The organism is Dinoroseobacter sp. S375 (assembly GCF_049800775.1).
In the GTDB taxonomy this organism is placed as follows: domain Bacteria; phylum Pseudomonadota; class Alphaproteobacteria; order Rhodobacterales; family Rhodobacteraceae; genus Dinoroseobacter.
The window spans coordinates 45596-55966 of sequence record NZ_JBNAFR010000018.1 but is presented as its reverse complement, the minus strand read 5'-3'; the positions used below and the strand labels follow the sequence as shown (position 1 = coordinate 55966).

Here is a 10371-nt window from a genome sequence, read left to right as displayed (position 1 = left end):
TAGGCGCGCACCGTCTCGGCGGCGGCCCGCACCGCCTGCTCCGCCGCCGCGCGCGGATCCGCCCCGGCCACCAGACCGGCGAGGAACGTACCCGCAAGGCAATCCCCAGCCCCGGTGCTGTCCACCGCCTCCACGGGGATGGCCGGGATCACATGCCGCGCCCCGCCGCTGCACAGGATCGCCCCCTCCCTGCCCCGTTTGAACACCACATGCCCGGCCGGCAGCGCCTCGAAATAGGCCAGCGTCGCCTCCGGATCCTCATGGCCGAGAAACAGCGCGGCCTCATCCTCGGAGGGCAGGACGATATCCGCCATGGGCAGAAATGCCGTCATGCAGGCTCGCGCCTCCTCCAGCGACCAGAGGCTGAGCCGCAGGTTCAGGTCATAGGAGACCAGCGTCCCGGCCGACCGCGCGATCTCAGCCGCGCGCTGCACCGCCTCGCGCATGGGGCGGCTGATCGCCTGGCTCACCGCCGACACGTGCAGCACCCGGGCCGCCTCAATGGCGGCAACCGGCAGGTCATCCGGCCCGTAGAAGCTGGCCGCCGAGCCCCGCCGCGCATAGGCAAACCGCCGCCCCGCCGGGTCCGGATCGATCACGTTGAGCCCGGTGGGATCCTCGGTCCGGCACAGAAGATGGGTGGTCGCGACCCCCTCCTCGGCGCAGAACCCGCGCACCGCATCCCCCAGCAGATCGCCCCCGACCGCCCCCAGCAGCCCGGCCCGGGCCCCCGCCCGCGCCGCAGCCACCGCCGCGTTCAGCGTGTCGCCCCCGACCCCCTGCTGAAAGAGCCCCAACGCATCGGGCGCATCCGAGGGCGGGCCGGGCAGGCGCACCATCTCGATCAGGGGTTCGCCAAGGGTCAGGATATCCGCATCTGCCATGGCCGCATTTGACGCGGTGGTCCGGCGCAAGTCCAGTGCCCTCCCCGCCCCGCCGGTCGCTGCCGCCCGGCCCAAGGCGCTGGTCACGCCCCGCCCCTTGGGTCTACAGTCGGGCTCCGCCCTGTCTCAGGAAAGGCCACGCCCCATGGACATGCCGAAGAACCGGTTCAAAGCAGCCCTGACCACCGGGACGCATCAGCTCGGGATCTGGAACACCGTGGGTGGCAATACCATCCCCGAGATGCTCGCCGGGGCCGGGTTCGACTGGGTGCTGGTGGATTGCGAACATGCGGCGGTCGAAACGGTCGAGGTCCTGCCGGCACTGCAGGCCATCGGCCAGAGCCCGGAGGTTTCGGCCATCGTGCGCCCGGCGGCCAATGACCCGGTGCTGTTCAAACGCCTTCTGGATATGGGCGCGCAGACCCTTCTGGTGCCCTATATCGAGACCGCCGCCCAGGCCCGGGACGCGGTATCCGCCATGCGCTATGGTCCCCACGGGATCCGCGGCATGGCCGGGATGACCCGGGCGACCCGCTATGGCCAGGTGGACCGCTACTTCACCGAGGCCGAGACCGAGCTCTGCCTCGTGCTGCAGGTCGAGACCGTCGCGGGGCTGAACGCGCTGGAAGAGATCGCGACGACCGAGGGCGTGGACGCGGTCTTCATCGGCCCTGCGGATCTGAGCGCGAGCCTCGGCTATCCGGGCCAGTTCAACCATCCGGAGGTTCTGGCCGCGATCGACGACGCCTTTGCCCGGCTGGCCAAGCTTGGCGTGCCCAAGGGGATCATGGCGCTCGACCCGAAGGCCGCGCAAGGCTACATCGCGGGCGGGTCGCAGTTCACCGCCGTGGGGGTCGATCTGGTGCTGTTGGCCGAGGCCACCGCCGCCCTGCGCGCGCAGTTCCCGTAGCCCCGCGCCCTATCCCTGGTAGCCGAAGACACGCGGCAGCCAGAGCACCACATCCGGCGACAGGATCAGGAAGACGAGCGCTGCAACCAGCACCGCGAGGAAGGCCCAGATCTCGGCGATGATCTCCTTGAGCGGAATGCCCGTGACCGCGTTGATCACGAAGAGAAGGATGCCATAGGGCGGCGTGATCAGCCCGATCATCGAGTTCACCACCACCAGCACGCCGAAATGCACCAGATCGATCCCCAGCGCCTGACAGGTCGGGATGAAAAGCGGCACGATCACCAGAATGATCGTCGTCGCATCCAGCACGCAACCCAGAAGCAGCACCAGCACATTGACCAGCAAGAGGAACATCAGCGGGTGGATCTCGAGCCCGGTCAAGGCCGCCGAGAGCATGGCGGGGATGTTTTCCGAGATCACGATGAAATTCAGGATCAGCGCCCCGCCGATCACGATCCCCACCGCCGCCGAGGACCGGGCGCTGTCCACGAAGATCTCGTAAAGCGTCTTGATCGAGAGCGCCCGATAAAAGAACGCCGCCAGGATCAGCGCATAGAACGCGGCGACGGCGGCGGCCTCGGTGGGCGTCGTCACCCCGCCATAGATCCCGTAGAGCAGGATCACCGGCATCAAAAGCGCGGGGAAGGCCTTGCCCGTCACCCGGGGCAGATCGCGCAGGGGCACGGGCTCTTCCCGGGCGAAGCCGCGCCGGGTCGAGATCAGGTAATTCATCCCCATCAGCACCCCGCCCATCACCAGCCCCGGCACGATGCCAGCCAGAAACAGCGCGCCGATCGAGCTGTTGGAGACCAGCGCATAGAGCACCATGGGGATCGAGGGCGGGATGATCGGGCCGATGGTCGCCGTGGCGGCGGTGATCGCGGCGGCATAGCCGCGGCTGTAGCGGCCCTCCTTGGTCATCATGCCAATGATGATCTTGCCCAGCCCCGCCGCATCGGCCACCGCCGAGCCGGACATGCCGGAAAAGATCAGCGAAGCCATGACATTCACATGGCCCAGCCCGCCCCGGAACCGCCCGACAATCGCGATGCAGAAATTCAGCAGCCGGTCGCTGATCGAGCCGGCATTCATGATATTGGCCGCCACGATGAAAAGCGGCACCGCCAGCAGGATGAAACTGCCATAGAGCCCTTGCAGGATCTTCTCGCCCGTCAGGGCCAGATCCTTGCCGGACATGCCGAGATAGACCAGCGAGGCCAGCATGATCGCATAGCCGATGGGCGTCCCGATCCCCGCAAGGCCGAACAGCGCGATCAGGCACAGGGCGAGCTCGAGGCTCATACCGCTTCATCCCCCTGCCGGATCGCGGGCGGGCCATGCTCGTGGCCGGGCAGCTCGTGATCCGCATCCGGGGGCCCGTTGCGCCAGACATCCACAAAGCGCCACGCATAGCGCAGGCCCACCGCCGCCATGAACACGATATAGACGGAAAAGATCGTCCGCATGGGGATCTTGTCGCCGGTGAACGGGTTGCGCACGGTGGTGGTCTTGCGGATCTTCATCCAGTCCACGTAATCCCAGGTCGGATAGGCCGACCAGATCAGCCCGGCCACGATCGACCCCGCCGCGATCAGGGCCAGCACCCGGCGGATCCGGCGCGGGGCGGCGAGATAGAGAATGTCGAAGGTCACCTGATCCCGTTCGCGCACCAGAAAGGCATTGCCGAAGAACACGATCCAGACCCAGAGGATCAAGCAAAGCTCCAGCGTCCAGCCAAAGGGCTGCACCAGCACGTAGCGCGAAAAGATCTGCAGCAGGAAGGTGATGAACATCGCCGCCAGAAGCGCGGCGGCGATGAACTCTGTCCCGCGGGTGAACCATCTGGTGATGAAACGCATGGGGTCCTCCCGCGAGTGTGTCGGGCGCGGCGCTTAGTTGCCGAGCGCGTTGATCTTCTCAAGCACGCCGTCGGGCCAGCTCGATGCCACTTCGCTGCCCACATACTGGGCCTGCACATGGGTGCGGAACGCGTCCAGATCCGGGGTGTAGATCTCGACCCCCTTGCTGCGGATGAAGTCGGCCAGGTTGTTTTCCTTGTCGAGCTGCTTCAGCCGGCCCCAGGCGGCGGCGGCATCGGCGGCCCGCTGGACCTGCAACTGCTGCTCCGCCGAGAGCCCGTCCCAGACCTCTTTCGAGAAGGCGATGTAGTTCAGGTCCACCAGATGGGAGGTCAGCGCGATCTGCTTGGTCACCTCATAGAACTTGGCGTCCACCACCGTGGGCAGCGGGTTGTCCTGCCCGTCCACGGCGCCGGTCGAAAGACCCGTATAGACCTCGGTGAAGGCCATGGGCGTGGGGGCCGCCCCCAGCGCCTTGCCGAGGAACTGCCACGCATCCGTGCCCGGCATCCGCAGGTTCACCCCGGCCAGATCCTCGGGAGTCTGCACGTCCAGCTCCTCGCGGGTCTGGCGCAGGTTCACATGGCGCTTGCCGAGATACATCACCGACAGAAGCTTGACGCCCAGCTCGTCCTCGACCGTCTTCTTGAACGGATCCATCAGCGGGTCGTTGAAGACGCGCACCTGGTGGGCGGCGTCCTGATGGACATAGCCCGTGGCAAAGATCGAGAACTCGGGGAAGAACTGCGCCAGCTCCTGCGCCGAGGCGATGGACATGGTCAGGTTGCCCCGGCTGATCGCCTCAAGCTCGGTACCTTGCGCAAAAAGCGTCGCGTTATAACCGGGCTGGAACTCGGCAAACTCGGCGACCATGGGCGCAAAGACCTGCGCCATGGCCTGCGACCGCTGATCCGTTTCGGAGCCTGCCGTGGCCATGGTAAAGGTCATCTTGTGGCCATCGGCCAGCCCGCCACCCGTGGTCGCGGCGACCATTCCCGCCGCAAGGGCCGCGCTCAGCGCCGCCCGTCTCGTGATCCCAGAAAACATGATATCCTCCCTATCGTTTTCGTTGTCCCGTGGGGGTCAATCATCTGCGATCCCCCCGTTTCATCAAGCTCTTTCGCGTTGCGCGCGGATCAGCCCGCCTGCGCCACCTCCCTCGGCGCGGCGGGCTGAAGCGCGATGTCCCGTCCCTCGGCGGCGGACAGCTGCATCGCCTCGATCACTTCGAGCGTGCGCAGCCCCTCGCGCCCCGACACAAGCGGGGTCGCGCCATGGGCGATGACATCGGTAAAATGGGCGATCTGGTTGACCAGCGGGTCCGTGGCCGCGCGCATCAGGCTGGTGGCCGAGATCGGCGCCCACCAGTCCGGCTCGCCCGCGCCGTGATGCCAGAGCCGCAGATCCGGCAGCGAGAGCGCCCCGCGCGACCCGCCGATCATGTAGCAACTCTCCGAGGTGGGCGGATAGATCGGATGCTCGCGCGCCGTCATCTCCCAGCTCCAGGGGGCGGCGATGCTGTCCGACACGCTCACCGTACCGATCGCGCCATTGGCAAAGGTCAAAAGCGCACTGGACAGATCCTCGTTCTCAAAGCCCCGGCGCGCCGGGGCCGCGACCGCCCGCAGCGAGACGACCTCGCCGCACAGATGGCGCAGCAGGTCGATGTCATGGACGAGATTGACCGCCACCGGCCCGGCCCCGGGGCGCTTGCGCCAGTCCGAGACGTCGAAATAAGCATCGGGCTTGTAGAACCAGCAGGTCGCCTGCACCGCGCGGATCTCACCCAGATCGCCCCGGGAAATCGCCTCCTGCGCGGCCTGAATGATCGGATTGTAGCGCCGGTGATGCCCCACCAAAAGCGGCACGCCCGCCTGCTCCGCCGCCGCGATAAGCTGCACCGCATCCTCGGCCCGGGTCGCGATCGGCTTTTCCACCAGCACCGGACACCCCGCCGCCACCGCACGCAGCCCCTGCGCCACATGGAGCGGGTTGGGCGTCGCCAGGATCAGCCCCGCCGCGCCCCCGGCGGCCAGAAACGCGTCGAGATCCGCATAGACCGCGCAGCCGAGCGCGCGGGCCGCATCCTGCGCCGCCGGCTCCGGCTCGATCACCGCCACGAGCGCCGCCGTCCCGCATTGCGCGATGGCCTCCGCATGACGGCGACCGACCAGACCGAAGCCTGCTATGGCAAGCGGCACGGCTTGCGGCATAGGCGCTGTTCCTCCCTGTTCCGCCCGGCCTTTGCGGCTCTGTCTGGCGGCTCCGCAGGGACGCTACCCGGATTCTCGGGGTCTGGCAATTCTATATGATATTTTGAAAGTTTCCGGATTTTTGGCCGAGTTGAATATGTTTCGCGTTTTGCCTAAGGTTTCCGAGAAGACCTCCAGCGAAGGGGACAGGGCATGGGCGCCACCTCCGCCACCGTCGGCGCGACCACCTATCAGCGGCTCAAGCATGACATCATCTTCGGCGTGCTCCGCCCCGGGGCCAAGCTCAAGCTCGAACGCCTGCGCGCGGATTACGCCGCCAGCCTCTCGACCCTGCGCGAGACCCTGAACCGGCTGGCCAGCGAGGGGTTCGTGGACGCCCCCGCGCAGCGCGGGTTCCTCGTCACCCCGGTCAGCCCCGAGGATCTGGCAGAGATCGCGCATCTGAGGGTGCTGCTGGAATGCGATGCGCTGGAACAGTCCCTCGCCCGGGGCGACACGGAATGGGAGGGGCGTCTGGTCGCCGCCCATCACAAGCTGCACCTGATCGAGCGGCAGATCGGTGCGGGGGATCTGTCCAAGACCGAGCTCTGGAAGCGCTATGATTGGGAGTTTCACCTCGCCCTGATCGAGGCCTGCGAGTCCCGCAACCTGCTGAGCCTGCACGCGATCCTCTATGACAAGTACCTGCGCTACCAGATGCTGGTGCTGACCAATCGGGGCGAGGCCGCCATGGCCGAGCATCAGGCCATGCTCGACGCCGCCCTCGCCCGGGATGCAGGTCGGGCGAAATCCGTGCTGACGGCGCATATCATGAACGGGCTCGACCACACCCTGCGCGCGATGGCAGACGCCGCGCCCGACGCCTAGACGCCGAACAGGCCGCCCGTGGCCCGCATGACCTCAGGCGGGCACAAGCGTATCCAGCACAAGCCGTCCCATGGCATTCGTGCGATGGGTCGAGAGCTCCACGTCCAGCGGGATCCGGCCATAGGCCGCCGAGATCGGCACCACCTCGCCGCGCCGCATCTCGTCCCGCACCAGCGATTGCGGCACCCAGCCCACCCCGGCCCCGAGCTTGATCAGTGAGACGACACTGGCGGCGAATGCGCTTTCGACCACGACCACCTCGTCCCGCAGCAGGTCCCGCGCCGGGGCATAGGCCCCGATGATGCGTCCAAATTCACTCTCGGCGGGATAACGCAGGGCCGGGACCGGCTCGGTCAGGGTCTGGTCCTCGGCCAGCAGGAAGCGCAACGCCCCGCCCACCACCGGCACAAGGGAATCCCGCCGCCAGGTCCGCCGGATCACCGTCTCGTCAAAGGGCAGGCGCGGCGCGCCCTCATATTGGTAGCTCAGGATCAGATCGACTTCGAATTTCAGAAAGAGCGCGATGATCTCGTCCTGATTACGGGTCCGCAGGCGCACCCGGTCGATCCCATCCAGCGCCTGGATGCGGGGATAGATCTCGGGGAAGACCGAAGTGGCGAGCGAATGCTGGGCTGCCGCGATGAAGCTCCGCCGCGTGCTCCCCGAACTGCGCCGAAACTGGTTCAGCGTCTCGAGGATGGCGCGGATTTCGACCTCGCGTGCCAGCAGCGCCTCGGTCAGCACGACCTTGTTCACATGGCGTTCGACCAGCGGCGCGCCGAGCCAGTGTTCCAGCGCCTTGATCCGCCGCGAAAAGGCGGGCTGGGTGACATTGCGGCGGAGGGCGGCCGCGCTCATCGTGCCTTCTTCGATCAGGGCGAGCGCGTCTTCGAGCAGGCGGGTATCCATGGCTACCCTTACCAATGGTATGGCTACTATGCCAAGTCGGCACTTTTTCCAGCGGGAATTCTCGGTCTAGCCTTCTCACAGGTACGAGTTGGGAACAGAATTGACCGTCGCAGACCTCACCAAAGGTCCCGAGACCCGGGCCCAGATCGCCATGCTGGAGCGCGCCCTGGAGGTGCATCCCCGGGTGCGGCTGGGGCAGTTCCCGACGCCGATCCTGCCGCTGGACCGGCTGTCCGAGCATCTCGGCGGGCCGCGGGTCTGGATCAAGCGTGAGGATCGCGCGGGTTCCGTTCCAGGCGGCGGTGCGCCGCGCACCCTCGAATTTCTGCTGGCCGAAGCCCTGCGGATCGGCGCGTGCTGCGTCGTGACCCATGGCGCGGCCCGGACCGCCCATCTGCGCCAGACCGAGGCGGCCTCGGCGCAGCTCGGGCTGGACTGCCACGTGGCCCCCACCGCGGCCGAGGCGACGGCGCTGACCGCCCGCCTGCGGGCCGAGGGCGCACAGCCCTACCTGATCCCCGAGGGCGGATCCAACGCTCTGGGCGCGCTCGGCTATGTGGCATGTGCGGCGGAACTCAGCAAACAGGCCCAGGATTCGGGCATCCGCTTCGACGCGCTGATCCATCCCACGCAGAGCGGCGGCCGTCAGGCTGGCCTCTTGGTCGGGTTGTGCTCCACTGGCAGCGAAATCGATCTGCAGGGGATCAGCGTGCGGGCCCATCGAGACACACAGACAGACCGGATCCACGGCCTCGCCACCGCCACGGCGGATCTGCTGGGGGCGGGCGTGGTGATCCCGCGCCGGGCCCTGCGGCTCCACCCGGCCCCGCCGGCGCTTGCCAGCCACAAGGCGGGCCAGCTTCTGACCCGGCTCGAGGGTCTGACCCTCGACCCCGAGGCGTCGGGCCCGGCCCTGGCAGGTCTGATCGCGCAGTCCCGCGCGGGCCGGTTCGACGGCCTGTCGGACATCCTCTTTCTGCCCACCGGCGGCCACCCGGCCCAGACCGGGGGCCCGCCCCCCTTCGATATGCCTGAGGCTCAGGCATGACCCTTCTCATCCAACAAGGAGACACTCCATGAAACTGACCCAACTCGCTTTGGCCGGGGCGCTCGGCCTTGCCGCCAGCCTCCCTGCCGCGGCGGAGGATTTCACCGGCACGCTGGCCAAGGTCGCCGAGAGCGGCGTAATCACGCTGGGCCACCGCGAAAGCTCGGTGCCCTTTGCCTATCTCGACGAGAACCAGCAGCCGATCGGCTATTCCATCGATCTGTGCATGAAGATCGTCGAGAAGGTCTCCGAGACCGTCGGCAAGGAGCTTGAGGTCCGCTACGTCCCCGTGAACCCCAAGACGCGCCTGGCGCTGATGGCGAACGGGACCATCGATCTGGAATGCGGCTCGACCACCAACAAGCTGTCCCGGCAGGAGCAGGTCGAGTACCTCGCCACCACCTTCGTGACCGGCACCAAGCTGATGGTTCGCAAGGATAGCGGCATTTCCTCGGTCGCGGATCTGGGCGGCAAGGCCGTGGCCCTGGCGCAGGGCACCACCAATGAGCTGGCCGTGAAAGCCGCCATCGAGACGCTCGGTCTTGAAGACGTGAAGGTCCTGCCCGTGCGGGACCATGCCGAGGGGATGCTTTCGCTGGAAACCGACCGGGTCGATGTTTATGCCACCGACCACATCCTGCTCTATGGTCTGATGTCCAAGTCCAAGACCCCCGAAGACTTCGCGGTCGTGGGCGATTTCCTCTCCTATGACCCTTACGGTCTGATGGTGCGCCGCAATGACAGCGCCTTTGAACTGGTGGGCAAGGCCGCGCTGGCCGAAGTGTTCCGCACCGGCGAGATCATGGAGATCTATTCCAAGTGGTTCGATCCGCTCGGCGTGCCCGCAACCCCGCTGCTGCAGGCGTCCTTCGCCCTGAACGCCCTGCCGGAATAAGACCCTGTCGCGAGGCGCGCCCCGCGTGCGCCTCGCTCTTTTCCTCGCCCCGGAAACACATCCATGGAATATAACTGGAACTGGTCGGTCCTCTGGGCTGATCCCTATCTCGGCTGGCTGATCTCAGGGGTCCAATGGACCTTCGCGGTTGCCCTTGCCGCATGGGTGATCGCGCTCAGCCTCGGCATCGTGATCGGCGTGGGCCGCACCCTGCCGAACAAGCCCATCGCCTTTATCTGCACCTGCTATGTGGAGCTGTTCCGCAATGTCCCACTGCTGGTGCAGATGTTCATCTGGTACTTCGCCGTGCCCGAAATCATGCCCGACGATATCGGCCGCTGGATGAAGCGCGACATGCCGAACCCGGAATACGTGACCGCGGTCGTGGCGCTGGGGCTTTACACCGCCAGCCGCGTGGCCGAGCAGGTCCGCGCCGGGATCCAGGCCGTGGGCAAGGGGCTGACCGCGGCGGCCTATGCCAACGGGTTCTCGACCGCGCAAACCTATCGCTACGTGCTGCTGCCGATCTCCTTCCGGCTGATCGTGCCGCCCATGACCTCGGAATTCCTGACGATCTTCAAGAACTCCTCGCTCGCGCTGACCATCGGCCTCTTGGAGCTGACGGCGCAATCCCAACAGATCGCGGAGTTCACCTTTCAGGGGTTCGAGGCCTTCACGGCGGCCACGGTGATCTATGTCTGCATCGCCCTGATGGCGACGGTGATCGCCCAGTCGCTGGAGAAGTTCACCCAGATCCCCGGCTTCGTAGGAAAGGGCTGATCC

General features: G+C 66.7%; 11 protein-coding genes. 5 read left to right on the top strand and 6 right to left on the bottom strand.

Features of this window, described 5'->3' with window-relative positions; genetic code table 11:
* Positions 1-884, bottom strand: an 884-nt coding sequence (locus ACP150_RS21895; RefSeq protein ID WP_424968857.1) for a sugar kinase, incomplete at its 3' end; no start/stop codon positions are given.
* Here ACP150_RS21895 and ACP150_RS21890 point away from each other — a divergent pair.
* On the top strand, positions 883-1794 hold the full coding sequence (locus ACP150_RS21890; RefSeq protein ID WP_424968856.1) for an HpcH/HpaI aldolase family protein: 912 nt from the start codon (positions 883-885) through the stop codon (positions 1792-1794). The genes ACP150_RS21895 and ACP150_RS21890 overlap by 2 nt on opposite strands.
* A gap of 9 nt (positions 1795-1803) precedes the next feature.
* Here ACP150_RS21890 and ACP150_RS21885 read toward each other — a convergent pair whose 3' ends face one another.
* The 4 genes from ACP150_RS21885 to ACP150_RS21870 form a co-directional block, all read right to left on the bottom strand.
* Positions 1804-3099: a TRAP transporter large permease gene (locus tag ACP150_RS21885; RefSeq protein WP_424968855.1), complete on the bottom strand. Its 1296-nt coding sequence runs from the start codon at positions 3097-3099 to the stop codon at positions 1804-1806.
* On the bottom strand, positions 3096-3656 hold the full coding sequence (locus tag ACP150_RS21880; protein WP_424968854.1) for a TRAP transporter small permease: 561 nt from the start codon (positions 3654-3656) through the stop codon (positions 3096-3098). The genes ACP150_RS21885 and ACP150_RS21880 overlap by 4 nt, the downstream gene beginning before the upstream one ends.
* Positions 3657-3689: 33 nt before the next feature.
* Positions 3690-4703, bottom strand: coding sequence for a TRAP transporter substrate-binding protein DctP (gene dctP / locus ACP150_RS21875; RefSeq protein ID WP_424968853.1), 1014 nt, complete (start codon positions 4701-4703; stop codon positions 3690-3692).
* A gap of 89 nt (positions 4704-4792) precedes the next feature.
* On the bottom strand, positions 4793-5869 hold the full coding sequence (locus tag ACP150_RS21870; protein WP_424968852.1) for a Gfo/Idh/MocA family protein: 1077 nt from the start codon (positions 5867-5869) through the stop codon (positions 4793-4795).
* Between the two features lie 192 nt (positions 5870-6061).
* Between ACP150_RS21870 and ACP150_RS21865 the strand changes: the two genes are divergently transcribed.
* A complete protein-coding gene (locus ACP150_RS21865) occupies positions 6062-6736 on the top strand; it encodes a GntR family transcriptional regulator (protein WP_424968851.1) in 675 nt (224 codons plus the stop codon).
* 33 nt (positions 6737-6769) lie between these two features.
* Here the strand turns inward: ACP150_RS21865 and ACP150_RS21860 are convergent, their stop codons facing one another.
* A complete protein-coding gene (locus ACP150_RS21860) occupies positions 6770-7645 on the bottom strand; it encodes a LysR family transcriptional regulator (protein WP_424968850.1) in 876 nt (291 codons plus the stop codon).
* A 100-nt stretch (positions 7646-7745) separates the two neighbouring features.
* Here ACP150_RS21860 and ACP150_RS21855 point away from each other — a divergent pair, with 100 nt between their 5' ends.
* The 3 genes from ACP150_RS21855 (at position 7746) to ACP150_RS21845 (ending at position 10368) form a co-directional block, all read left to right on the top strand.
* Entirely contained in the window at positions 7746-8693 is a 948-nt protein-coding gene (locus tag ACP150_RS21855; RefSeq protein ID WP_424968849.1) for a pyridoxal-phosphate dependent enzyme, read from the top strand.
* A 28-nt stretch (positions 8694-8721) separates the two neighbouring features.
* Positions 8722-9588 carry an amino acid ABC transporter substrate-binding protein gene (locus ACP150_RS21850; protein ID WP_424968848.1) on the top strand — a complete coding sequence of 289 codons (867 nt, stop codon included), beginning with the start codon at positions 8722-8724 and terminating at the stop codon, positions 9586-9588.
* A 63-nt stretch (positions 9589-9651) separates the two neighbouring features.
* The gene (locus ACP150_RS21845; RefSeq protein ID WP_424968847.1) at positions 9652-10368 is read left to right on the top strand and encodes an amino acid ABC transporter permease; all 717 of its coding nucleotides are present in this window, start codon (positions 9652-9654) and stop codon (positions 10366-10368) included.
* Positions 10369-10371 lie beyond the last annotated feature (3 nt).

Bases quoted from the DNA above. Each gene is read 5' to 3' on its own strand.
- ACP150_RS21890 (WP_424968856.1), top strand. From the start codon at position 883: ATGGCCGCATTTGACGCGGTGGTCCGGCGCAAGTCCAGTGCCCTCCCC.
- ACP150_RS21885 (WP_424968855.1), bottom strand. From the start codon at position 3,099: ATGAGCCTCGAGCTCGCCCTGTGCCTGATCGCGCTGTTCGGCCTTGCG.
- ACP150_RS21880 (WP_424968854.1), bottom strand. From the start codon at position 3,656: ATGCGTTTCATCACCAGATGGTTCACCCGCGGGACAGAGTTCATCGCC.
- dctP (WP_424968853.1), bottom strand. From the start codon at position 4,703: ATGTTTTCTGGGATCACGAGACGGGCGGCGCTGAGCGCGGCCCTTGCG.
- ACP150_RS21870 (WP_424968852.1), bottom strand. From the start codon at position 5,869: ATGCCGCAAGCCGTGCCGCTTGCCATAGCAGGCTTCGGTCTGGTCGGT.
- ACP150_RS21865 (WP_424968851.1), top strand. From the start codon at position 6,062: ATGGGCGCCACCTCCGCCACCGTCGGCGCGACCACCTATCAGCGGCTC.
- ACP150_RS21860 (WP_424968850.1), bottom strand. From the start codon at position 7,645: ATGGATACCCGCCTGCTCGAAGACGCGCTCGCCCTGATCGAAGAAGGC.
- ACP150_RS21850 (WP_424968848.1), top strand. From the start codon at position 8,722: ATGAAACTGACCCAACTCGCTTTGGCCGGGGCGCTCGGCCTTGCCGCC.
- ACP150_RS21845 (WP_424968847.1), top strand. From the start codon at position 9,652: ATGGAATATAACTGGAACTGGTCGGTCCTCTGGGCTGATCCCTATCTC.